The sequence below is a fragment of the Pseudomonas sp. GP01-A4 genome (assembly GCF_058780865.1).
Map to the genome: position 1 here is coordinate 12,067 of NZ_JBYSWF010000009.1, position 24,636 is coordinate 36,702.

General features: G+C 58.3%; 20 protein-coding genes. 8 read left to right on the forward strand and 12 right to left on the reverse strand.

Going from position 1 to position 24,636, the window contains the following annotated elements; all coding sequences use genetic code 11:
- Positions 1-123 precede the first annotated feature (123 nt).
- The 5 genes from AC3WKX_RS08160 to rplM all read right to left on the reverse strand — a co-directional run bounded on the left by AC3WKX_RS08160 (position 124) and on the right by rplM (position 3,812).
- Entirely contained in the window at positions 124-903 is a 780-nt protein-coding gene (locus AC3WKX_RS08160; protein ID WP_003216044.1) for a cytochrome c1, read from the reverse strand.
- Positions 903-2,114, reverse strand: a complete 1,212-nt coding sequence (locus AC3WKX_RS08165; protein WP_003216042.1) for a cytochrome b — start codon at positions 2,112-2,114, stop codon at positions 903-905. The genes AC3WKX_RS08160 and AC3WKX_RS08165 overlap by 1 nt, the downstream gene beginning before the upstream one ends.
- Positions 2,114-2,710, reverse strand: a complete 597-nt coding sequence (gene petA / locus AC3WKX_RS08170) for a ubiquinol-cytochrome c reductase iron-sulfur subunit (protein WP_003216040.1) — start codon at positions 2,708-2,710, stop codon at positions 2,114-2,116. Before petA ends, AC3WKX_RS08165 begins: the two co-directional genes overlap by 1 nt.
- 266 nt (positions 2,711-2,976) lie before the next feature.
- Positions 2,977-3,369 carry a 30S ribosomal protein S9 gene (gene rpsI, locus AC3WKX_RS08175; protein WP_003216038.1) on the reverse strand — a complete coding sequence of 131 codons (393 nt, stop codon included), beginning with the start codon at positions 3,367-3,369 and terminating at the stop codon, positions 2,977-2,979.
- Between the two features lie 14 nt (positions 3,370-3,383).
- Entirely contained in the window at positions 3,384-3,812 is a 429-nt protein-coding gene (gene rplM, locus AC3WKX_RS08180) for a 50S ribosomal protein L13 (RefSeq protein WP_003216032.1), read from the reverse strand.
- Between the two features lie 248 nt (positions 3,813-4,060).
- On the opposite strand from rplM, the gene AC3WKX_RS08185 reads away from it, so the two are divergent.
- On the forward strand, positions 4,061-5,101 hold the full coding sequence (locus AC3WKX_RS08185; RefSeq protein WP_008437253.1) for an NADP(H)-dependent aldo-keto reductase: 1,041 nt from the start codon (positions 4,061-4,063) through the stop codon (positions 5,099-5,101).
- A 123-nt stretch (positions 5,102-5,224) separates the two neighbouring features.
- Here the strand turns inward: AC3WKX_RS08185 and AC3WKX_RS08190 are convergent, their stop codons facing one another.
- Positions 5,225-6,361, reverse strand: coding sequence for an acyl-CoA dehydrogenase family protein (locus AC3WKX_RS08190; protein WP_003216028.1), 1,137 nt, complete (start codon positions 6,359-6,361; stop codon positions 5,225-5,227).
- Between the two features lie 220 nt (positions 6,362-6,581).
- On the opposite strand from AC3WKX_RS08190, the gene AC3WKX_RS08195 reads away from it, so the two are divergent.
- A complete protein-coding gene (locus AC3WKX_RS08195) occupies positions 6,582-7,502 on the forward strand; it encodes a GlxA family transcriptional regulator (RefSeq protein ID WP_173406101.1) in 921 nt (306 codons plus the stop codon).
- A gap of 193 nt (positions 7,503-7,695) precedes the next feature.
- On the opposite strand, the gene zapE is transcribed toward AC3WKX_RS08195, so the two are convergent.
- From zapE to AC3WKX_RS08210, 3 genes are all read right to left on the reverse strand, one after another.
- Complete coding sequence (gene zapE, locus AC3WKX_RS08200) at positions 7,696-8,790, reverse strand: cell division protein ZapE (RefSeq protein WP_102604563.1); 1,095 nt, start codon at positions 8,788-8,790, stop codon at positions 7,696-7,698.
- A 78-nt stretch (positions 8,791-8,868) separates the two neighbouring features.
- Positions 8,869-10,224 carry a tryptophan--tRNA ligase gene (locus tag AC3WKX_RS08205; RefSeq protein WP_102604564.1) on the reverse strand — a complete coding sequence of 452 codons (1,356 nt, stop codon included), beginning with the start codon at positions 10,222-10,224 and terminating at the stop codon, positions 8,869-8,871.
- Between the two features lie 16 nt (positions 10,225-10,240).
- Positions 10,241-10,870, reverse strand: a complete 630-nt coding sequence (locus AC3WKX_RS08210) for an alpha/beta hydrolase (RefSeq protein WP_102604577.1) — start codon at positions 10,868-10,870, stop codon at positions 10,241-10,243.
- Between the two features lie 147 nt (positions 10,871-11,017).
- Between AC3WKX_RS08210 and AC3WKX_RS08215 the strand changes: the two genes are divergently transcribed.
- Positions 11,018-11,455: a Z-ring associated ZapG family protein gene (locus AC3WKX_RS08215; RefSeq protein WP_003216019.1), complete on the forward strand. Its 438-nt coding sequence runs from the start codon at positions 11,018-11,020 to the stop codon at positions 11,453-11,455.
- A gap of 197 nt (positions 11,456-11,652) precedes the next feature.
- Here the strand turns inward: AC3WKX_RS08215 and AC3WKX_RS08220 are convergent, their stop codons facing one another.
- From AC3WKX_RS08220 to AC3WKX_RS08230, 3 genes are all read right to left on the reverse strand, one after another.
- Positions 11,653-13,377: an ABC transporter ATP-binding protein/permease gene (locus tag AC3WKX_RS08220; RefSeq protein WP_008437256.1), complete on the reverse strand. Its 1,725-nt coding sequence runs from the start codon at positions 13,375-13,377 to the stop codon at positions 11,653-11,655.
- Between the two features lie 101 nt (positions 13,378-13,478).
- Positions 13,479-14,039 carry a response regulator transcription factor gene (locus AC3WKX_RS08225; protein WP_003216016.1) on the reverse strand — a complete coding sequence of 187 codons (561 nt, stop codon included), beginning with the start codon at positions 14,037-14,039 and terminating at the stop codon, positions 13,479-13,481.
- Entirely contained in the window at positions 14,032-15,294 is a 1,263-nt protein-coding gene (locus tag AC3WKX_RS08230; RefSeq protein WP_008437257.1) for an ATP-binding protein, read from the reverse strand. The genes AC3WKX_RS08225 and AC3WKX_RS08230 overlap by 8 nt, the downstream gene beginning before the upstream one ends.
- Before the next feature lie 206 nt (positions 15,295-15,500).
- On the opposite strand from AC3WKX_RS08230, the gene AC3WKX_RS08235 reads away from it, so the two are divergent.
- From AC3WKX_RS08235 to AC3WKX_RS08255, 5 genes are all read left to right on the forward strand, one after another.
- Positions 15,501-16,214 (forward strand): SIMPL domain-containing protein, encoded by a 714-nt coding sequence (locus AC3WKX_RS08235; protein WP_102604565.1) that lies wholly within the window; start codon positions 15,501-15,503, stop codon positions 16,212-16,214.
- A gap of 299 nt (positions 16,215-16,513) precedes the next feature.
- The gene (locus AC3WKX_RS08240; protein ID WP_173883015.1) at positions 16,514-19,861 is read left to right on the forward strand and encodes a dermonecrotic toxin domain-containing protein; all 3,348 of its coding nucleotides are present in this window, start codon (positions 16,514-16,516) and stop codon (positions 19,859-19,861) included.
- A 119-nt stretch (positions 19,862-19,980) separates the two neighbouring features.
- Positions 19,981-20,292, forward strand: a complete 312-nt coding sequence (locus tag AC3WKX_RS08245; RefSeq protein ID WP_134327322.1) for a hypothetical protein — start codon at positions 19,981-19,983, stop codon at positions 20,290-20,292.
- Positions 20,289-22,661 carry a hypothetical protein gene (locus AC3WKX_RS08250; RefSeq protein ID WP_219736665.1) on the forward strand — a complete coding sequence of 791 codons (2,373 nt, stop codon included), beginning with the start codon at positions 20,289-20,291 and terminating at the stop codon, positions 22,659-22,661. Before AC3WKX_RS08245 ends, AC3WKX_RS08250 begins: the two co-directional genes overlap by 4 nt.
- Before the next feature lie 135 nt (positions 22,662-22,796).
- Positions 22,797-24,398, forward strand: coding sequence for an ABC transporter substrate-binding protein (locus AC3WKX_RS08255; RefSeq protein WP_008437261.1), 1,602 nt, complete (start codon positions 22,797-22,799; stop codon positions 24,396-24,398).
- The last annotated feature ends 238 nt before the right edge of the window (positions 24,399-24,636 follow it).

The window sequence follows — 24,636 nt, forward strand, 5'->3', positions numbered from 1 at the left end:
AATTATCGGAAGCTCAAAAACGAGCGCGCCCAGTGAGCATCTCCGTGATGCCTGGATAAACCAGACTTACCTTCAGAGATGCCGCTGGGCGCGCAAGATTAACAGCAATTACTTACGGTTGGATCAATGCACATCCTTCCAGTATTCGCGTTTCAGCAGATAGGCGAACACGAAGAAGAAGGCCAGGTACAGCAACACATAGGTACCAATGCGCTGATGCTGCAGCTTCACTGGGTTGGCCGAGTAGGCCAGGAAGGTCACCAGATTCTTGACCTTCTCGTCGAACTGCTCTTCGTTCAGCGTGCCGGTCTTCGGCACTATGGTCAGCTGATCGCACGCTTCATGAGTCAAAGGCGTACCGGTGAGCGGATCATACTGCTTCTTGCCGTCTTCGACGATTTGTACTTGCTTGCATCCTACCACTTGGCGACCTTGCAGGCCGACCAGAACGTTAGGCATACCGACGTTCGGGAACACTTTGTTGTTCACGCCGTAGGGACGCGTCGGGTCTTCATAGAAGGATTTCAGGTAGCCATAGAGCCAATCGGTGCCACGCACACGGGCCACCAGGGTCAGGTCGGGCGGTGCAGCCCCGAACCAGGTCTTGGCGTCGGCCGGTTGCATGCCGATGGTCATGTGGTCGCCGATCTTCGCCCCGGTGAACACCGAGTGGCTCAGCATCACGTCATGGGGAATGCCCAGGTCGTCGGCCACTCGCTCGTAACGCTGGAACTTGGCGCTGTGGCAGCCCATGCAGTAGTTGGTGAACGTACGCAGCCCGTCCTGCATTGCGGCTTTGTCCGAGACGTCGATGTCGACTTTTTCCAGCTCTGGGCCGTGTTCAGCGGCGAAAGACAGCAGCGGCAGGGCCGCAAGAATGAATGCAACGAATAATTTTTTCATCAGCCAGTCACCCTTTCCGGTACCGGTTTGGTCTTCTCGAGCCGGGTATAGAACGGCATCAGAATGAAGTAGGCGAAGTACAGGAAGGTGCAGACCTGCGACAGCAACGTACGCTCCGGGGTCGGCGCCAATACGCCCAGTACACCCAGGATCACGAACGCAATGCAGAACACCCACAGCCAGATCTTGCTCAGCCAGCCCTTGTAGCGCATGGACTTGACCGGGCTACGGTCGAGCCACGGCAGCACGAACAGCACCGCAATCGCTGCACCCATGGCGATAACGCCCATGAGTTTGTCGGGAATCGCCCGCAAGATCGCGTAGAACGGAGTGAAGTACCAGACCGGGGCAATGTGTTCCGGGGTCTTGAAGGCGTTCGCCTGTTCGAAGTTCGGTTTCTCGAGGAAATAACCGCCCATCTCCGGGAAAAAGAACACGATCGAGCAGAAGATGAACAGGAACACCACCACACCGACGATATCTTTCACGGTGTAGTACGGGTGGAACGGAATGCCGTCCAGCGGTACGCCGTTTTCGTCCTTGTGCTTCTTGATATCCACGCCGTCGGGGTTGTTCGAACCCACTTCGTGCAACGCCAGGATGTGCAGCACTACCAGGCCCAGGATCACGATCGGCAAGGCCACCACGTGCAAGGCGAAGAAGCGGTTCAGGGTGATCCCGGAGATCAGGTAGTCACCGCGAATCCACTGGGTCAGGTCGTTGCCGATGACCGGGATCGCACCGAACAGCGAGATGATCACCTGGGCGCCCCAATAGGACATCTGGCCCCACGGCAGCAGGTAGCCCATGAAGGCCTCGGCCATCAGCGCCAGGTAGATCAGCATGCCGAACACCCATACCAGCTCGCGGGGCTTCTGGTACGAGCCGTAGAGCAGGCCACGGAACATGTGCATGTAGACGACGATGAAGAACGCCGAGGCGCCGGTGGAGTGCAGCAGACGCAGGATCGAGCCGTACTCGACGTCGCGCATGATGTATTCGACGGAGGCGAAGGCTTCTTCGGCCGACGGGGTGTAGCTCATCGTCAGCCAGACACCGGTAACGATCTGATTGACCAGTACCAGAAGTGCCAGGGAGCCAAAGAAATAGAAGAAGTTGAAGTTCTTCGGTGCGTAGTACTTGCTGAGGTGGTCTTCCCACATCTTGGTCGCGGGGAAGCGCGCATCCACCCAATCCATGAACTTGCTCATCAGGCTTTCTCCCCCTCGTCGACGCCAATGACAATGACACTGTCAGTCTCGTAGTGATGTGGCGGAACTGGCAGGTTCAGTGGTGCAGGTTGTGACTTGTAGACGCGGCCAGCGAGGTCGTAGTGAGAACCGTGGCACGGGCAGAAATAGCCCCCGACCCAGTCCTTGCCCAGGTCCGCGGGCGCCACTTCCGGGCGGAAGGTGGGAGAGCAACCCAAGTGGGTGCAGATACCGATCAGCAGCAGAATTTCCGGCTTGATCGAGCGAATTTCCTTATCGACGTAAGCGGGTTGGTCGGAATTCTTCGAGTCGGGGTCGGACAGCTGGCCCTCGATCTTCTTCAGATTTCCCAAGATTTCCTCGGTACGACGAACGATGAACACTGGCTGACCGCGCCATTCAGCAATCATTTGCTGGCCTGGATCGATCTTGCTGACATTCACCTTCACCGGTGCACCTGCGGCTTTCGCCTTGGCACTGGGAAACCATGACCCCACGAACGGGACCGCAGCCCCCACCGCTCCTGCAGCACCCACCACGGATGTGGCTGCTACCAAGAAGCGACGCCGGCCTGCATTCACGCCGTCATTGCTCATTCAGTCCTCTCCCATCAGCTTTGTGGCCTGTTAAATCAGGCGTCTACTAAGTGTTAAATCTGAACTTATAAAAATTTTGCCGAATGGTAATGAAAAGCCCCACGTCTGACAAGGTAATTACCCCCGGCACTGGCTCCAAGCCTTTGAGTATAGGGGCTCTACGGATGTGGCAAGTTGTCACACAGATTTTTTTACATAAATAGCAGGCAATAAAAAACGCCCAGCTCCGTGAGGAGGCTGGGCGTTTTCTGGAACGTAAAAGCGAATTAACGCTTCGAGTACTGCGGACGCTTACGCGCTTTACGCAGACCAACTTTCTTACGTTCAACTTCACGAGCATCGCGAGTCACGAAGCCAGCTTTGCGCAGAGCGCCACGCAGGGTTTCGTCGTACTGCATCAGAGCGCGAGTGATACCGTGGCGGATTGCGCCAGCTTGACCACTTACACCGCCACCGATAACGGTGACGTAGATGTCGAACTTTTCAACGGTCTCGGTCAATTCCAGCGGCTGACGAACTACCATGCGGGCAGTTTCGCGACCGAAGAAATTTTCCAGAGTGCGGTTGTTGATCGAGATGTTACCAGTACCCGGACGCAGGAAAACGCGAGCGGTAGCGGTTTTGCGACGGCCAGTGCCGTAATTTTGAGTCGCCGACATAATGAACTATTCCGTTAAAACTTCAGTTCTTGGGGCTGCTGAGCAGCATGAGGGTGAGCAGCGCCCGCATAGACTTTCAGCTTGCGATACATGTCGCGACCCAGTGGGCCCTTCGGCAGCATACCTTTGACCGCGATTTCAATCGGGGCTTCAGGCTTTTTGGAGATCAGGCCTTCGAAGTTCGAAGACTTGATACCGCCTGGGAAACCGGAGTGACGGTAGTACATTTTGTCTTGCGCTTTGTTGCCGGTAACACGTACCTGCTCGGCGTTGATGATGACAATGTAGTCACCGGTATCAACGTGAGGGGTGTACTCAGGCTTGTGCTTGCCACGCAGACGGCTGGCGACTTCAGTGGCCAGACGACCCAGGGTCTGACCAGCGGCGTCGACGACAAACCAGTCGCGCTGAACTGTTTCTGGTTTTGCAGTAAAAGTTGTCATTCTTTAATAGCCTCAGGGGCCGCCCTGTAAATTAGACGGCGGATCTTACTGAATAGTGCGTACTTTGACAAGTCAAAGGCAGCCGGATACAGACGCTATCGGGGGCTCGGGTCGGCGCGTCCGTTCAACGGCAAGATTCTTCGGCAGGCGGCGCATCACTTCCACTGCAGAAAGAGGTGGGCAATTATGCAGATTGCCAAAAAAATTTCAACCTGCTTTTATGATTGTTTTCCCCGAAGGAGTACCCGATGGACTATCGACAGCTGGGCCGAACCGATCTGAACGTGAGCGCGATAGCCTTGGGCACCATGACCTGGGGCGAGCAGAACAGCGAGGCAGAGGCCTTCGCACAGATCGAACGGGCCAAGGCCGCGGGGATCAACTTCCTCGACACCGCGGAAATGTACCCGGTGCCGCCCAAGGCCGACACCTACGCCACCACCGAGCGCTACATCGGTAATTACTTCAAAAGCCGCGGCGACCGTGCCGACTGGATCCTCGCCAGCAAGATCGCCGGCCCCGGCAACACCATCGACTACATCCGCGATGGCAGCCTCAAGCACAACCGCAAGCACATCGCCGAAGCCCTGGACGCGAGCCTCAAGCGCCTGCAAACCGACTGGATCGACCTCTACCAGCTGCACTGGCCGGAACGCAGCACCAACTTTTTCGGCCAACTGGGCTACAAGCACAAGGCCGAAGAAGACCTGACGCCGCTGGAAGAAACCCTCGAAGCCCTGGATGAGCAGGTCAAGGCCGGCAAGATCCGCCACATCGGCCTGTCCAACGAAACCCCGTGGGGCACCATGAAGTTCCTGGCCCTGGCCGAAGCCCGTGGCTGGACCCGCGCGGTGTCGATCCAGAACCCCTACAACCTGCTCAACCGCAGCTTTGAAGTGGGCCTGGCGGAAATCGCCATCCGTGAACAGTGCGGTTTGCTGGCGTATTCACCGCTGGCGTTCGGCATGCTCAGCGGCAAGTACGAAGGTGGCGCACGCCCGGCCAAGGGCCGCCTGAGCCTCTATAGCCGCTTCAGCCGCTACTTCAACCCGCAGTCGGAAGCTGCATGCAGCCGTTATGTGGCACTGGCCCGTGAGCACGGCCTGGACCCGGCGCAGATGGCATTGGCGTTTGTAACCCAACAACCGTTCGTGACCAGCAACATCATTGGCGCCACGACCCTGGAGCAGCTGGACAGCAACATCGCCAGCGCCGACCTGAAACTGTCGGATGAGGTGCTGGCGGGGATTGAGGCGATCCAGAAGGATCATCCGAATCCTGCGCCTTGATTGATCTCTAGACCGCCTTCGCGAGCAAGCCCACTCCCACATTCGACCGAGTTCCACCTTTGGAATGCAGTCGAATGTGGGAGCGGGCTTGCTCGCGAAGAGGCCCTCAAAAACACCAAGAATTCAAAGCGCCCGCGCAATAATCTCCTTCATGATCTCATTCGTCCCCGCATAAATCCGCTGCACCCGCGCATCTGCCCACGCCCGCGCAATCGGGTATTCCCACATAAACCCATACCCGCCGTGCAGTTGCACACACTCATCCAGCACCTTGCACTGCAGGTCCGTGGCCCAGTATTTGGCCATCGCGGCCGTGGGCACATCGAGCTTGCCTTCCAGGTGCAACTCCATGCACTTGTCGACAAACACCCGGCCGATCTGGGTTTCAGTGGCAATCTCCGCCAGTTTGAATCGGGTGTTCTGGAAGTCGATGATCGCCTTGCCGAACGCCTTGCGGTCGCGGGTGTATTCCAGCGTCCATTGCAGCGCCGCCTCGGCTGACGACAACGCGCCAATCGCCACCGTCAAACGCTCCTGCGGCAACTCCTGCATCAGGTAGGCAAAGCCCATCCCCGCCTGGCCCAGCAGATTCTCCTTGGGCACCCGCACATCCTGGAAGAACAGCTCCGATGTATCCTGGGCCTTCATCCCGACCTTCTCCAGGCGCTTGCCCTTGTCGAAGCCCGGCGTGTTGGCCTCCACCAGGAACAGGCTGGTGCCCTTGGCGCCGGCCTTGGGATCGGTCTTGGCCACGACGATCACCAGATCAGCCAGGAAGCCATTGGTGATGAACGTCTTGGAGCCGTTGATCACGTATTCATCGCCATCCAGCACCGCCGTGGTCTTGACCCCTTGCAGGTCGGACCCGGCCCCCGGCTCGGTCATGGCAATCGCCGTGACCATTTCCCCGGAGATCAGCTTGGGCAGGTACTTGTGCTTCAGCGCCTCACTGCCGTAATGCAGGATGTAGGGCGCAACAATGTCCGAATGCAGGGAGAAACCAATCCCGGTCAATCCCAGGCGACTGATCTCCTCGATCACCACCGCGCTGTAGAGAAAGTCCGCCCCGAGGCCGCCGTACTCTTCCGGCAAATGCGAGCAGAGCATCCCCGCCTCCCCCGCCTTGTTCCACAGGTTGCGGTCGATGTAGCCCTGCTTTTCCCATTGCCCGTGGAACGGCGCCGCGTCTTTTTCGAGGAAGGTGCGCACGCTCTGGCGGAAGAGTTCGTGCTCCGAGCTGAACAAGGTTCTGGGAATCATGGGTCACCTGTGTGAATTGTCGGACAAGACCGGGATCACAGAGCCTAAGCCGCGAAGGCGTCACAGGACACTGGACACATGCGACAAAAAATAAGACGATCCAGCCGTCTGGTGACCACTTTCCCCTATAAGAATAAATGAAATTATGTCTAACCAAATCTCCACGCCCTTGCGGCGCGTCAGCATTTTGGCCATTGATCGGGTATTCGCTTCAACCCTCATGCAAGCCAAGGATTTCTTCCACCTCGCGAGCCTGCGCTACGGCAAACAGCTGGGCCAGGGCCTCACTCCCGCCTTCGAAACCCGCCTGGTCAGCCCCGACGGGCAGTCGGTGCGCAGCTTCAGCGATGTGATCATGCCGGTGGACGGCGGCCTCGAAAACGCCGACATCATCGTGCTCCCGGCCTTCTGGGACGATTTCGACTCGTTGTGCCAACGCTACCCCCAAGTGCTGCCCTGGCTGCGTGAACAACACGCCCGTGGCGCGGTGCTGTGCGGCGAAGCCACCGGGGTGTTCTGGCTCGCCGAAGCCGGCCTGCTGGATGGCAAGGAAGCGACCACCTATTGGCGCTTCTTCAACGCTTTCACCGAACGCTTTCCCAAGGTGCAGCTGAACCAGGACAAGCACCTGACCGACGCCGACAACCTCTACTGCGCCGGCGGCACCACTTCAGCCTGCGACCTCTACATCTACCTGATCGAACGCTTCTGCGGCGCCAACATCGCCCAGGCCGTAGCCCGCGACATCCTCTACGAAGTGCAACGCAGCTACGCCCCCGGGCGCATCGGTTTTGGCGGGCAGAAGCTGCACCAGGACGTGATCATCCTGCAGATCCAGCATTGGCTCGAAGAGCACTTCGCCGACAAGTTCCGCTTCGAAGACGTGGCCCGGGAACACGGCATGAGCATCCGCAACTTCATGCGCCGCTTCCAGACCGCCACCGGTGACAAGCCGCTGCACTACCTGCAACGGTTGCGCATCGAGACAGCCAAGGGCCTGCTGTCCGGCAGCCGCAAAAGCATCAAGACCATCAGTTACGAGGTGGGCTACGACGACGCGAGCTTCTTTGCGAGGCTGTTCCGCCAGCATACCGAGCTGTCGCCCAACCAGTATCGCCAGCAGTTCCAGCAGGCCGCGTAACCAAAGGGTATACGCAGTAAAAATGTGGGAGCTGGCTTGCCTGCGATGGCGGCGTGCCAGGCACCAGCGGCATCAACCGACAGACCGCTATCGCGGGCAAGCCCGGCTCCCACAGTTGCTTTCTGTTGACCTGGAAATTTGCATAAAAAAAGGCCCGCATCGCTGCGGGCCTTTTTCATTTCAAGCACATCGCTTACGGCTTGTGCGCCCGCGACAGAAACTCGTGGGACTGCATTTCCAGCAAGCGGCTCAAGGTGCGCTGGAATTCGAAGTTCAAGCGGCCGCCGGTGTAGAGGTCCTTGAGCTCGACTTCCGCCGAGATGATCAGCTTGACGTTGCGGTCGTAGAATTCGTCGACCATGTTGATAAAGCGCCGCGCGATGTCGTCGGTGGTGACGCTCATCTGCTCGACACCGCTCAGGATCACCGCGTGGAAGATCTTGCCCAGTTCGATGTAGTCGTTCTGGCTGCGAGGGCCGTCGCACAGTTCGCGAAATTCGAACCAGGCCACGTCATCGCAGGTGCGCAGTGCGATGATTTCGCGGTTTTCGATGATCAGCTTGTCGTTTTCAATCGCCTGGGTGCATTCCGGCGTCAGCGCGCGGAAGCTCTTGCGCAGGCTTTCCTGGGCCACTTCGTTGAGCGGGTAGTGGAACAGTTCGGCTTGTTCAAGGTGACGCAGGCGGTAGTCGACGCCGCTGTCGACGTTGACGATGTCGGTGTTCTGCTTGATCAGGGCGATGGCCGGCAGGAAACGCGCGCGTTGCAGGCCGTCCTTGTACAGGCCGTCGGGCACGATGTTCGAGGTGGCGACAAGGGTCACGCCGTTCTTGAACAACTCTTCCATCAGGGTGCCGAGGATCATCGCGTCGGTGATGTCGGACACGAAGAACTCATCGAAACAGATCACCCGGGCTTCTTCCGAGAAGCGCTTGGCGATGATGGTCAGCGGGTTCTTTTCGCCCGGCAGGGTCTTCATCTCTTCATGCACGCGCTTCATGAAGCGGTGGAAGTGGGTGCGCACCTTTTCCTTGAACGGCAGCGCTTCGAAGAAGGTGTCCACCAGGTAAGTCTTGCCCCGACCAACACCACCCCAGAAATACAGGCCCTTGACCGGCGTATGGTCTTTCTTGCCAAACAGCTTGCTGAGCATGCCCGGCTTGTTCTGCGAGGCCTGGACCAGATCGTCGTACAGGCGCTGCAAATGGCGCACCGCAGTTTCCTGGGCAGCGTCATGGAAGAATTCAGGGCGTTTCAGATCAGCTTGATATCGTTCTAGGGGCGTCATAATTCGTTAGCAAGGCAACAAAAACGGGCCGCCACTGTAACGACGGCCCTGAAGAATGGCAATCAACCCTTGGTCGGGTCAATCCTCGATTGGGGTCAACGCAACGCGCAAGGCTTCGATCGCCGCATCCCGCGAGGCGCTGTCGGCGAACGCCGGGCTATCGGCGACGACTTCACCGTCCAGCCACACGCTGAAGCTCGAGGCTTCACTGCGTACATCCAGCGCCTGACCCGATTGCAGCTGCTTGGTTACGGCGCCTGCGGTTTTACCGTCGGCAAAGTTGCGCGACAGCAGCAGTTGCTCGCCTTCGGCCGCCAGCAAACGGAAGCGGAAGCTGCCGTCGTCTTCGCGGAAGCTGACAAAGCGTGCGGCTTTCGCAGCTTTCTTCTTGGTGGTGGCAGCCACGGCGACCGGATTGACGAACGAGCGCAGGCCCACCGCTTCACGCAGTTCGGCCAGGAACGGTGCAGCCACGGCGCGGGCTTTGCGGGCGCCGACCAGCAGCAGGTCTTCCATGTCCGACGGGCGCGACATCAGTTGGTGATAACGCTCGCGCGCTTCACCCAACTGGCCGTCCAGCAGTTGGAACAGACGGTTCTTCGCCTCGCCCCAGCCCAGGCCTTGCAGCAGTTCACCGCGGAACTCTTCTTCCTGGGTCTGGGTGGCAAATGCCTGGTACAGGGTGAACAGGTGCGAGTTGTCCGGATCCTTGGCTTCGCCCGGCGCGCGGGAGTCGGTGACGATCCGCGAGATCGCGTCCTTCATGTCCTTGGCGCTGGTGAACAACGGGATGGTGTTGTCGTAGCTCTTCGACATCTTGCGGCCATCCAGGCCCGGCAAGGTGGCGACGCTTTCTTCGATCAGCGCTTCGGGCATGGTGAAGAATTCTTTACCCTTGCCGAACAGGTGGTTGAAGCGCTGGCCGATGTCGCGAGCCATTTCCACGTGCTGGATCTGGTCACGACCGACCGGCACCTTGTGGGCGTTGAACATCAGGATGTCCGCGGCCATCAGCACCGGGTAGCTGTACAGGCCCATGGTGATCCCCGCATCCGGGTCTTCGCCGTTCTCCAGGTTCTTGTCCACCGAGGCCTTGTAGGCGTGCGCACGGTTGAGCAGGCCCTTGGCCGCCACGCAGGTCAGCAGCCAGGTCAGCTCGGGGATTTCCGGGATGTCGGACTGGCGGTAGAAGGTTACCCGGTTCACATCCAGGCCACCGGCCAGCCAGGTCGCGGCGATTTCCATGCGCGAGCGCTGGATGCGCTGCGGGTCATCGCACTTGATCAGGGCGTGGTAGTCGGCCAGGAAGTAGAAGGAGTCGGCGTTGGCGTCCTGGCTGGCAAGGATCGCCGGGCGAATCGCGCCGGCGTAGTTGCCCAGGTGCGGCGTGCCGGTGGTGGTGATGCCGGTGAGGATGCGGGTACGGGTCGTCATGGGTGATCGCTTGTCATCAATTCGAAAGACGTGGCAGCACAAGATCCTTGAGATCGGTCAGCTTGCCATGAAAAAAGTGTCCGCATTCTGCCACTTTCAGCAGCTCATGGGGGCGATTCAGGGCCGCGGACCAGTCGTAGACGAGTTGCGGGTCGACCACTTCGTCGGTTTCCGGCTGGATCACGGTCAATGGGCAGCCTTGTGGCAACACGTCGTTATCCCGCAGGCGCATCACGGCCGCGGCCACCATGAACAGGTGCGCGAGTTTTTCGCCCTTGGCTTCCAGGCGGCCGCCGAGGGTGGCCGCGACAAACCCGCCGAAGGAAAAACCCAGCAGGGTGATCGGCAGGTCGGGATGCTTTTCACGCAGCCAGGTGGCTGCCGCTTCGGCGTCGTCGACTTCACCGGTGCCCATATCGTGCGTACCGGCACTGGTGCCGACACCGCGATAATTGAAACGTAACGTGATCAAGCCGGCATCGCGCGCGGTGCGTTGCAGGGTCGATACGACTTTGTTGAGCATGGTGCCGCCCTGCACCGGGTTCGGGTGACAGATCAGCGCCAGGCCACGTGGCTCGGGGTGATCCAGATACAGGGCGTCCAGTTGGCCTACCGGGCCATCGATCAAAACGGGGGTTTCACGCATCAGCAAGGAAGGAACTCCGTGACCTCTCAAGGGGTCGACTCGTCTAGCTAAAAGTCTGTGCATGGCATCATTGCGAGCTTAATCGCGGTATACAGCGCAGGTCCGAGCCGTTAACGTAAAGCAAAGCCGTTTATAGAGGAAGGACTCGTGGAACACTCGCTCTTAGTTTGGTTGTTGCCGACTCTCGCCTTGGTTGCCGGTGTCGCCATTGGATTCCTGGTTGCCCGCCTGCTGCCGAATGCCGCGCCTAACCGCACGCAGCGTCAGCTGGATGACATTCAGGAACGTTTTGACAGTTATCAGAACGAGGTTGTTACCCACTTCAACAGCACCGCGACCCTGGTGAAAAAGCTCACTCAGAGCTATCAGGAAGTACAGGATCATCTCGCCGAGGGTGCCAACCGCCTGGCCCTGGACGACATCACCCGCCAGCGCCTGCTGGCCGCGCTGCATTCCGATGCACCGCACGCTCCACGGGAACGCCTGACCCCTCCGCGGGAAAATCAGGAACCGCCACGGGATTACGCGCCAAAAACGCCAAACGCCCCGGGGATGCTGGATGAGCATTACGGCTTGAAGAAGTAATAGCTTTCAAGCGGCATGAAAAAGCCCGGCTGATCGATGATCAGCCGGGCTTTTTTGTTGGCACCAGGTCGACCAGACGACACTGATCCAATGTGCGAGCGGGCTTGCTCGCGAATGCGGTCTATCAGTCACCCTATGTATTAACTGACCCACCGTATTCGCGAGCAAGCCCGCTCCCACATTGACCGAGTCCGACTTCAGGACACTGGCTGTTCTTGTAGCTGCCCGTCCTGTATCCGCACATGCCGCCCATGGAAACGCTTGAGGCTGCTGCGGTGCCCGACGCTGACGATGCTCAACCCCGGCAACTCATCGATCAACGCCTGATACAGCGCCGCCTCATCTTCCTCGTCCATCGCCGAGGTGGCCTCGTCCATGTACAGCCATTGCGGTTCAAACAACAACGCCCGCGCAAACGCCAGGCGCTGTTGCTCACCCGGCGACAGCATGCGCTGCCAGTGATTGGCTTCGTCCAAGCGTGGAATCAGATGCGCCAGGCGGCAGGTTTCCAGGACCTGTGCATAACGTTGCGCCGGGTACGCGCCCTCCTCCTGTGGATAACTCAACACACCCCGCAAGGTACCAATCGGCAGGTACGGCTTTTGCGGCAGGAACAGATAACGCTCGGCCGGCAAGCGGATGTTGCCGTGGCCGTTTGGCCAGAGATTGCCCATGGCCCGCAGCAAGGTTGACTTGCCGCTGCCGGAACGCCCGCTGAGCATCAATCGCTCACCCTCGGCAACCGTCAGGTTGGCGCCATCGAGCAGGTGACGACCATCCGCCAGATCGAGGCTGAGGTTGCTCATCTGCAAATTGCCGCCCTGGCGTTGCAACTCGATGCCCGTGTTGCGGCCTTCGTTTTCTTCCATCGCCTCGCCAAAGCTCAGCAGACGATCACAGGTCGCACGCCAGCTGGCCAACACGGTGTACGCGTCGACAAACCAGCTCAGGCTGCCCTGCACGCTGCCAAACGCACTGGCCACTTGCATCAGCACGCCCAGCTCTATCTGGCCGGAAAAGTAACGCGGCGCTGCCACCACAAACGGGAAGATGATCGCGATCTGCGAGTAACCACTGGTGAAAAAGTTCAGGCGCTTCTTGAGCTGCATGATGCTCCAGAAGTTGCTCCACACCCGCCCGAAACGTGCACTCAGTTGCTGGTGTTCATTCGGCTCGCCATTGAACAGCGCGATGCTTTCCGCGTTCTCGCGCACCCGCACCAGGCTGAAACGCAAGTCGGCCTCGAAGCGTTGCTGGCGGTTGCTCAAGCCGATCAGTTTTCGACCAATCAAGTGGGTCAACCAACTGCCCAGCACGGCATATACCAGTGCCGCCCAGAACATATAGCCGGGAATCGTGATGCCCCAAACCTCGATACTGCCGGACACGCCCCACAGGATCACCGAGAACGACACCAGGCTCACCAGGTTACTGATAAACCCCAGGCCCAGGCTCAGGGTGCTGCTGGTAAAGGCGTTGAGGTCTTCGGAGATACGTTGGTCGGGGTTATCGGTGTAGCCGCCATATTCCAGGTGGTAGTAGTTCTTCTCGCTCAGCCACTTGGCGAAGTAGGTTTCAGTCAGCCAGCGCCGCCAGCGGATGGTGAGCATTTGCTGCAAATAGGAAGTGAACACCCCGGTGACGATCGCCACCACGGCGATCACGCTGAAATACATCAGCAGGTGGGTGAAGGCGTCGTAGTCCTTCTTTTCCAGGGCGTTATAGAAGTCGCGGTTCCAGCTGTTGAACCACACCGACACGGCCACACTGAACAGCGAAAGCCCCAGCACCACCAGCAACAACAGCCAGGCCTTGAACTTCTCCTCACTGCGCCAGTAGGGGGTGATCAGCGCCCAGACTTTCCTTAAAAATTGCCCACGCACCGCGTCATTGACCGCGGAATACTCAGCGTTCTGATTCATTGTTCAGGCTCGGTAGGAAAAAAAATAACAGGCGTTTGAACCGATCATAAACGATCGGTTCAGGGCTCCGTGCGGCCTGAAGCAGATTGTTCAGTCGCCGTTCAACGTCGAACCGGGCGTTTCTGCAACTTGCGCTGCAACGTTCGACGATGCATGCCCAGGGCGCGGGCCGTGGCGGAGATGTTGCCTTCGTGCTCGGTCAACACCCGCTGGATGTGTTCCCACTGCAGGCGGTCCACCGACATCGGGTTTTCCGGCACCAGGGTGTCGAGGTCGGCGTGCTCGGAGAGCAAGGCGGCCAGCACGTCGTCGGCGTCTGCCGGCTTGCACAGGTAGTTGCAGGCGCCACGCTTGATCGCCTCGACGGCGGTGGCAATGCTGGAATAGCCGGTGAGGATCACCACGCGCATTTCCGGGTCCAGCTCCAGCAGCTTGGGCAGCAGCACCAGGCCGGAGTCGCCGTCCATTTTCAGGTCCAGGGCCGCGTATTCCGGCAGGTCGGCCGTGGCGATGGCCAGGCCTTCCTCGGCGGAACCTGCGGTGCTGACGCGAAAGCCACGACGGCTCATGGCGCGGGCCATCACGCGGGTAAAGGTGGCGTCGTCATCTACCAGCAGCAGGTGCGGCAGTTCTTCGCCTTCGACTTGGATCTCGTCACTCATCGATGTCTCCTCGTGCGACACGGGGCAGGCGCAGCTCGGTGAGCGTGCCGCCTTCCTCATGACTATAGAGTTTCACTGAGCCGCCCGCGCGGGTCACGCTGGCCTTGCTCAAAAACAGGCCCAGGCCGAAGCCTTTGCCCTTGGTGGTAAAGAAGGGCTTGCCGATCTGCTCGGCAATCGCCAGCGGCACACCGGCGCCGTGGTCGCGAATGCTGATGGTGAAGTCTTCCGTATCCCAGTCCAGGGTCACTTCCAACCCTTCCGGGCAGGCATCGGCGGCGTTGTTCAGCAGGTTCAGCAGCGCCTGGGTCAGGTCCGGCGGCGGTGCCATGCGCGGCACCGTGCCCTGGCCCAGCAGGTGGAACCGGTAACTGGCTTCGGGACGCATCAGGTGCCAGCGGTTCAGGGCTTCGTCCAGCCACTGGGTGACGTCTTGCATCTCCACCGCCAGGCGGCGATTGGCCTCGGCGGCGCGCACCAGCTGCTGCAAGGTCAGCTTGCACTGCTTGACCTGTTCCTGCAGCACGCTCAGGTCGTCTTGCAGGGCCGGGTCGTGATGGTCCTGGGTCATTTCCTTGAGCAGTACGCTCATGGTCGCCAGCGGCGTCCCCAATTCGTGGGCCGCGCCGGCGGCCTGGGTGGCGACGGCCAGCAACTGCTGGTCCCGCAGGCCTTCTTCACGGCGAATGGCGCGCAGCTCTTCCTGGCGGCGCAGCTCTTCCGCCATTCGTGCGGCAAAAAAGGTGATGACCGCCGCCGACAGGGCAAAGCTCAGCCACATGCCGTAGATCTGCAGGTTTTCCCGGGCGATGGGGAAGGTCTGCAACGGGTAGAACTGTGCCAGCAGCAGGGTGTACAGGGTCAGGGCAATACCCGACAGCACCACCGAATAACGCCACGGCAAGGTCACCGCCGCGATGGTCAGTGGCACCAGGTAATAGGACACGAACGGGTTGGTGGAGCCGCCGGAGAAGTACAGCAACACGCTGTGGATAAACAGGTCGCAGGCCAGTTGCAGGGCGTATTCCAGCTCGGTCACAGGCCACGTGGTGCGCAGCCGGATCACGGTAAATACACACAGCACCGTGGAGAAGCCGAGGGTCACGGCCAACTGCAACCAGGGCAGCGGCAGCAGCTTGAACCAATAGGCGAGCCCCACCGAACCGGCCTGTGCGGCCAGCACCAGGGTGCGGATGAACGTCAGGCGCCAAAGGTTCTGGCGGGTGGCGGAAGTCAGTTTTACGGCGGCGAGCATGAGCTCTCCCGATGAGCGCTGCAGGCGGATCGCACGGAGTATAAACGAAGCGACAGCGCTGGCACGGCGTGTGTGGCTCTTTGACGCAGGGGTCAGGATCATGACCGTTCGTCGGCATCCGCCAACTTGTAGCGAATGTGTAAACCCGAAGAACTGAAACCTTGCGTCTACAGTCTTACCGAACACGAACATCTCAAGGAGCTTACATGTCTCGTTTCATTCGCAGTGCAGCCACCCTCACCCTCGGCGCCGCTACCCTCGCCAGCCTGCCGGCCATGGCTGCTGACGAACTGCATTACAACCAGATTTCCCTGCGTGCCGAAGTCAGCCAGGAAGTGGCGCGCGACCAGATGATCGTCACCCTGTACACCGAGTCGCAGAACACCGACCCGGCCAAGCTTGCCGCCGAAATCACCACCACCATGAACAAGGCGCTGGCCCAGGCCCGCGAAGTCAAAGGCGTGACCCTGCGCCAGGGTAGCCGCAACAGCTACCCGATCTACGACGACAAGAACCAGAAAATCACCGGCTGGCGTGAACGCGCTGAGCTGCGCATGGAAAGTGCCGACTTCGCCGCCCTGTCCAAGCTCACCGGCGACATGCTGACCAACCTGAAAATGGACAGCATGGACTTCGCCATCGCCAACCCGACCCGCAAGGCCAGCGAAGATGCCCTGCTTAAAGAAGCGGTCACCGCATTCAAGGCCCGTGCCCAACTGGCCACCGATGCGCTGGGCGGCAAGGGCTACAAGATCGTCAACCTGAACTTCAACACCAACGGTTATCCACAGCCGTATGCACGTGGCGGGATGATGATGAAAGCCGCAGCGATGGATTCGGCACCGACGCCGGAAGTCGAAGCCGGCACCAGCCAGGTCAACATGACCGCAGATGGCGTGATCGAAGTCCAGATGCCTTGATCGAGCGGTACCCCAGTTGCAATGACGCTGCCCACGGGCAGCGTTTTTTTTGCCTGCGCACTTCATTCAAGAAGTATCAGCGGTAATAACCGGATATCAGCTTAAGAAAATACTCAATGGCTGAGAGTGTTCTGGTCCACACACCTTGAAGCGCACCGGCGATAAATCTTTTCAGCTTATAACCCGCGTAATGGCGAACTACATCTTCCCCATCAAAGAACGGAACACGCCTACACGCTGAACCACCTATGGCGGACATCACATCATTCCTGCACACCATGCACATCAGGATTTGTCATATGACCACCATAGGTTCCATCGCGGCAAACAACGGCTTCTTCCTTGATACCCCCTCCTCGGCAGGTATTGCCGAAGAACAGGGAAAACCCCGCCAAGGTACGGATACTTCACGGCAGACATATTCGCCAGGGCAGCCCGTAAAGGCAGCCGATCGGGCCACCGACACTCCCGCATCACGACCCCGCCGTCACACTCACGACGTGTTGATCCCGGGATTGCCATACAACAAGACAGTCGAAAACTACATTCGCAGTGCAACGACAGGGTTCGAGACGCCCCTGGAAAGCACCGCCAACCTTATCAAGGCCGAAATCAAGAAAAAGTGGGGCGAGGACGTTGATCCGGACAACACGTTTATTACTACCTTCAACTACGACCCGACACGGGGAAGGCCTCCTCGCAATGCAAAGGTACTGAACCGGATAACCTTGACCCAGGCGGCCCTGCAAGATGTGCAGAAAAAAAACAACACCGATGAACACCAGACGCCCGAGGAAAAAACACGCACGACCCTGCATACCTGGCTGGAACGGCTACTGACGTTTTCGCCGCTGGGCCAGGCGGGGCTTGCCATTGACTCTGCCGTCAATGCCCAGCAGACCTATGAGTTTATATACCGCGCCTCCCCGCCCGGCCAGCGCCAGCAATACAACGAGTCGATGCGGATCAAAAAGACCCCGGAGCAATTCAGGGAATTGGTGTGGAACACCGAACGCGCCGCGCCGTATAAAACATTCCTGGATACGTTCTGGCCCAGCCACGAAAGCAAATACACGGCATTGACCAAGGCCTCCTTCGTTGCCGCCATCCTGCTCCAGGAAAAGACCGGCAGCCTGAGCCCAAGCGACAAGGAACTGGCGCTACGCGCAGCGAACTTGACCACCGATAAAGACTGGTCGAACCTCCGCGTCGAGGACCTGAAAGCCTCTGCCGCCCAGGACCCAGGCCTGGAAATGGGTCTGCTCAGCATCAACGGTTTTCAATCTTCGGACCTGCTGTACATCACCGACAAAAACCCCAAGGTCACCGATGACGGCAAGATCATCAGCCCCACGCTTTTGTATATTCCCGGCAACTCGTCGCCTATTCATCGCTTTGACAGCCAGGCCCAGATGAAAAACTGGCTGGCTGAGCAAGCTGCCGACCCCACCAAGCGCGAAGCCCTTTCAACCCATTTCACGCTGCGTGACCAGGCCGACCGGACGTTCTCCGACGGCGTGAACCAGACACTGACCGGGCTGGGTGGCTGGCACCGCAAAGACGCGCCGGATGCCGATGTGTTGGAGCGCCTGAATGAATTCAACCCGCAGACTTTCATCACCACCGAACCCCTCGCCCAGGACCCATTCGAGGCCATTACTGCCCGCCAGAAAGATCGCTCGTACAAGGATGCCGAGACCCAAATCGTCACCGACAGCGACGTGACCAAAGCCAACATCCTCAAAGGCCTGGAAACCGCCACCAAGGTCGCGATGCTGATGACGCCGCTGGCACTGGTGATGCCCGAAGTCGCCGTGGCCCTCGAGGTGTTCTACGTCGCCTCCGGCGTAGCGGAGGCCGGTATCGGCATCGATGACGTCAAGCACGGCAAGAAAGGCGGGGCCGACCATATCGTGTTCGGAGTGCTCAATGCGCTGCCGACGGTGGCTTCGGGCGCAACTTCACTGGTGGAGAAAGGGACAGAGAGGGCCTCGAAAGCCCTTGAGTCCTCCACCCGCATCGCCCTCACGCGCGAAGTCGAGCCGGGAGCTGCAGGGGCAAGCGTGCTGGTACCTGAGGGCCTGTCCGCAGACCAGACCTTCCTGATCAAGCGTGCAACCCATACCGATGTAGTGGTCGGGGATGACGTTTACCGCTACGACCCCGCACAACCGGACGCCTTGACCAAGATGGGGCCTACCGAGCATGCCGAGCCGCTGGAGGATTTTGAAGCCGTTTGTGCGCCGGTTGGGCGCCGCGTAAAGCGCAACATTGACAGCTTGTGCTACACAAAAATGATCGAGGACGCCGATACATCGGTCGCTCAAGACGCCCAGGCACTTGAGCATCGGCGTCTCTTGCCGGGCGCCCCAACGCAGGAAGGCGCGCGGACCGTGGTGCATGAGCACAGGCTGTATAGAGTGAGCGACACATCCAGCCAGGAGCTGATGTCGGTGCCCGGGCACACGCCGGTTACCTACCGCAACCAAACCAGCGGGGTGGTGCTCAATGAGCCGGACTTCGGCTATGAAGATATCGGTCAACCACGGGCGCTCAACCAGGAAACCGTGGTTGTAAAGCTGGACCAGATCAGTGATCTCAGTGATGACCAGCGCGTCCTGAGGGGCATAAAAATACCCTACGCAGGAATAGATTATGTGGTGGTCGAGGGCGATACCGGCATTTACTACGTGGCCGAATACGACGGTTCGAACCCTGCGCTCAACTTTCAACGCATCGCCGCAAACACCGATCCGGCCAGCCGGGACATCATCAGGCTGCATGACGAGTACAAGGACCTCTATCGTGACATTTCCGGAAAAACCCACAATAACGATCTGGTGATACTGCCCTCCCTGGACTCACTGGCAAAAAAACTGAGCCTTGAATACAACTTCACACCCGATCAAGCCACCCAACTGGACCGAGTCCTGGCCGGACTGTCCGATGAAAAGAAACGTGAAGTTCTACTGGCAGTCTATGCCTGGGACAAGAAGGTAGAGGTGGCCGCCAAGACCATACAACTTGAGCCCCTTCAAAAGCCTCACTATTTCGGGCAGCTCACGGTCAACGAGCAAAACAAGGCCTACGCCCGTTGGGGCAAGAGAACGGTGGAGGAACAGTTCCAGACAACCGGTATACGGTCGGCCAACCAGAAAACCCTGGCCGATGCCGGTAACAGTCTGCGCAGCGACGTGGCCAATGAAATAGTGACCTGGCTATACACTCGAACCGGCGCGCCCAACTACTCGGAGGTCATCCTGAAAACGGGGGCCGGCAATTGCGACCAGATGGCCAGGGTCGCCACCGATACCGTTAACGCCAGTGGCGGCTTTGCCCGCATTGCACAAGTGCAGGGACACACCTTCAGCGTGGTCGGCGGCCCCGCAAGTCAGCCTAACCTCTTGACCGCTGGATTTGCCGAGCCCGAATGGGCTGATGCGTGGATAGTGGACCCATGGGCCGGTATCACTTGTCCGGCCAACGAGTACCACGGCCAATTCGCACAACGCATGCAGGAATGGAGCGACGAGGGCCGGCAAATCCTGATCGGAGATGGTGGTACGCCGCCTCGGCACGTCTGGAGCGATCCTATGGACCCGCGGTGGATACAGTCCACCGTTTATGGCGGCGCACAGGTGTTTTAAGGCGATCGCCGCGACGCAGGCGCTTATCTCAACCTGGGTAACCCGAACGGCGGCAACCGTGGTGACCGCCGTTCTCGTTCGCGTAGCGTTTACCTGCCATTTCAGGGAGCAGGACTGCAATGCCGCTGCCTTCGGGCAGCATTTTTTTTGCCTGGCACTTAATTCAAGAAGTTTCAGCGGTAATAACCGGTTACCAGCTTCAGAAAATGCTTAATCGCCGGGCGTCTGCTGGTCCGGACACATTGAAGTGCGTTGGTGATAAATCTTTTCAACTTATAACCCGTGCAATGGACAACTACATCCTCACCCTCAACGAGCGGAACACGCCTGGACGCTGCACCACTCATGGCGTAGATCACCGTACTCCTCATCCACAGTTTATGGCGGCGCAGATGCGTGCAATCAACATCCAGCCAGGTAATCTGAAATGACAAGCTCAGTTCAACTTAACATTGTCCATTACCCAAAAACACCGCTACCCGGTACGACTCAAGAACAACGTACCGAGGCGCTGGAACGGATACCGCCAACGCCATTGAAGAGTACCGATATTTATGAAACGGACAACGTTGGCACTGCCGCCAGGAACGAGTCTGATATCTACAAGGCAACCATTTACGGACCCGACTTTGTTCACGCGCCAGGCGATGGGTATATCTACAATGAGCGAGAGGCTCATATCGATGCCTATGCCAATCGTGTAAAGACGCAGATCGAAAATATAGAAAGTGGCACTGAAGGCGAACGAAACGTCAAGTTCCAGAACGTGCGCCTGTTCATGGACCCCGCAGGATACTTCAGTGGGGGTTTATTGGCAGCCGGGTTCGACCCGCATGAAAAGTTCACGGTAACGTTCAATACCTATGTCGGTATGGGCACAGCACAAAATCTCTCTGATACCCAGACACACACTTATTTCGCATGGGAAATTGCAGCGGGTGCTCTAGCGCACGACAGACCCGCACGTGGTGGGGTTTTAAATTTTCCTGAAATGGAAATAGAAAAAAAAGACCGGACAAAAATCAATGATTTGGAAGCGTTCGGCCGACAACTTCAAGCTCGCTGGGAGAAAGACATAGCCGCGCCGATGCGCGAGGGCTCCGGAACAATAGCAGAGCGATCGGGAAAAGCAGACGCCTATGTAACACGGGGCACGTTGCTGAGCCTTCGTAGTGACACGGAAAATTTCGCAAGGTTAAGCCCTGCCGGCCAGGAAGCGGTGAATCGCACGCTGGACAAGAATGGGCAAGTGATTATCCCCAATATTTACGGCTACCCCATGAGCGGGTATGCCTTTATCCCCTACACGCCTTACGATGGCAATACCGCCAATCGCCCCAATCAGGGAGTCATGATCGACTTGAAGAACGGCGCTGTCCGCGAGATAAAAGGCGATGACGAATTTGCGAACTGGGCCAAAGACAATCGTGATGAATTGATGCGCCGTTTCAATACCGGTGATATGCAAGGGCGACACAATGCCCACTGGCCACCGGCCGGGGCGGTGCTCGACAGCCTCATCCAGGATAATCGGTCGCGATATCCGGGGTACGAACACTGGTACAAAGATAAATCCGTGCCGGTACGAGAGCTATTCAACTACACCGAATCGCGAAAAGCAGGTTATGGGCTGCAATTTGGCGATCTGAACAAAGGTATCGCCCCCCACTATCAGGAGCAGAACGCCAACAATGCGGTGTGGGCCGACCAGACGGATGTGTTTGGTGCCTCGCAGCAAGCCTGGAAGTCGGTGAAAGACACCTGGGGCAAAACCTTTGGTAATCTGCCCATTGTTGGCAATATAGGCAATATCGTGTTTGGCGTGCATGACAGCCTCTATGGCAAGACCGCAGGCGAGCGCACAGGGGGAACTGCTGCGGCCGTCATCTCAAGCCTGATGCTGGCACACGAAGTTGCACCCGGTTTGGTCGAGGCGAGCCTGGGTGAAACTCCGATCACGTTCAACTCCACCGTTACTGAAGACTACCGCTGGAACTATAATTCGCAGAAGAGCGAATTTGAGCTGACACGCGTTTCGAAAGTATCCGGCGATAGTCATCCGGACCCGTCGTTAAATGAAATTGAGTCGAGTGGACCAGAGGTCCCCCCGGCATCTATCAACGTAGACGGCGTCGAACTGCCGCCCCTGAAAACGGTTAAAAATCTGCCGGTCGGCGAGGCCCTTTTTTCTACTGCTGAAAAAACCAGTATTCTCAGTGGAGAAATAGATAGCCTGAACACTATCAACGATAAACTTTACACGTTCGTGGATGTGAACAAACAAGGTTCGGCCCAGCGATTGAACATACTGGTACACGGTAAAGTCGATGAGACTACCGGGGTCGCAAAAGTTTCTTATGATGGAAAGCTCAATAGTCCGGAAGAATTGCTGGATACGCTTCACAGCAAAGGGATCCATCCGGAAGAGTTCGACAACGTGCGCCTGCTGTCATGTGATTCCGCAACCGGTGGGGATGCTTCGTTTGCCGCTCAATTCCAAAAGTTGATTGGCCGCCCTGTCAAAGGTTATAGCGGCACCTTGAGTGCCAACCTGGCCCCTGAAGAGATAAAAGCTGCCATTGACAAGGTAGAAAAAATCTACCTGGAGAACTTATCCGCACAAAATATTCAGATCACCGATAACGTCCGTACCGCAGTAAGAGCTGAGGCTGAACAGTATGTCAGCGAAGAAATGGCGCGGATCAAGAAATTCAAGCCGTCAAAGAGCAACCCGTACTGGAATCCGCTCAAGTGGTGGGCGTTCACTTATAAACCCGAACACTTTCCGGCTAAATCGTAGCGACCTGGAATAGCCGAATCCCGGAGACACTGGGGCCTCGCATGCTTATCTCTACCTGAGTGACAAGAACGGCGGTAACCTCGGTGACTGCCGTTTTCGTTCGGGCACTATTTGCCTGCCACTTCAGGGGTCTCCATGGAAAGAATCACCTTAAAACCGCTGCTCCTTGCTGCCGGCCTGCTGGCATTCATGCCCATGGCCCAGGCAGCCGGCACCCTGGTCTACTGCTCCGAAGCCAGCCCTGCCGGCTTCGACCCCAGCCAGTACACCAGCGGCACCGATTTCGATGCCTCCGCCGAAACCGTGTTCAACCGCCTGACCCAGTTCAAGCGTGGCGGCACTGAAGTCGAACCCGGCCTGGCAACCAATTGGGACGTGTCCAAAGACGGCCTGATGTATACCTTCCACCTGCGCGATGGCGTCAAGTTCCACACCACCGACTATTTCACCCCGACCCGTGATTTCAACGCCGACGACGTGCTCTTCACCTTCCAGCGCCTGCTGGATCCCGAGACCCCGTTCCGCAAGGCCTATCCATCGGAGTCGCCCTACTTCACCGACATGGGCTTGAACACCACGATCAAGAGCGTCGAAAAACTCGACGAGCACACCGTGCGCTTCAACCTGAACAACGTTGACGCCTCCTTCGTGCAGAACCTGGCCATGAGCTTCGCCTCGGTGCAGTCCGCCGAATATGCCGCGCAGTTGCTCAAGGAAGGCAAGGCCGCGGACATCAATCAGAAGCCGGTGGGCACCGGGCCATTTGTGTTCAAGCGTTACCAGAAGGATTCGCAGATTCGCTACAGCGCCAATAAACAGTATTGGAAGCCCGAAGATGTGAAGCTCGACAACCTGGTGTTCTCGATCACCCCGGACGCCGCCGTGCGCCTGCAAAAGCTCAAGGCCGGCGAGTGCCAGGTCAGCGGTTACCCGCGCCCTTCCGACATCGAAGTGATGAAGCAAGACCCCAACCTGCGGGTTCTTCAGCAAGCCGGCTTCAACCTGGGCTTTCTCGCCTACAACGTGACCCACCCGCCCCTGGACCAGCTCAAGGTGCGCCAGGCGCTGGACATGGCCATCGACAAGCCGGCAATTATCAAGGCGGTGTACCAGAGCGCCGGACAATTGGCGCAGAACGCCCTGCCTCCGGCCCAGTGGTCTTATGACCCGACAATCAAGGACGCGCCCTACGATCCGGCCAAGGCGCGGGCGCTACTAAAAGAAGCAGGGGTTGCACCAGGTACCACCCTCAACCTGTGGGCGATGACCGTACAACGCGCGTCGAATCCCAATGCCCGGATGTCGGCGCAGATGATCCAGCAGGATTGGGAAAAGATTGGCATCAAGGCCAATATCGTCAGCTATGAGTGGGGCGAGTACATCAAACGCGCCAAAGCCGGCGAGCACGACGTGATGATCTACGGCTGGACCGGCGACAACGGCGACCCGGATAACTGGCTCGGCGTGCTCTACAGTTGTGCCGCGGTGAAGGGCAGCAACTATGCAAAATGGTGTAACCCGGCCTACGACAAACTGGTACAGCAGGCCAAGGTCAGCAGCGACCGCGAGCAGCGCATCAAGTGGTATCAACAGGCACAAAAAATCCTTAAGGAACAAGTACCTATAACGCCTATCGCAAACTCGACGGTTTTCCAGCCCCTGCGAAAGGAAGTGCAGGACTTCAAGATCAGTCCTTTTGGACTCACTCCCTTCTACGGCGTCAGTCTGAATAAGTAACAGCCGCGCCCCAACCGAGTGCGCCAGACGCCTCGGTTGGGCATTCCTGGTGCAGCCCTCGCACCGAAAAAAACCCTCAAAAGTGCGTAAATGTGTCTGAACTTACACATATGCGACATTCGTGTACGTTCGTACCACTGTTTAGCCGTTGTAGGCTCTCAACATCTTGCATTGGGTATGGGCCCTGCATAAGTATCCGCAGGTCGACTCACGAGGTCGCCCTCACTACCAAAAATGA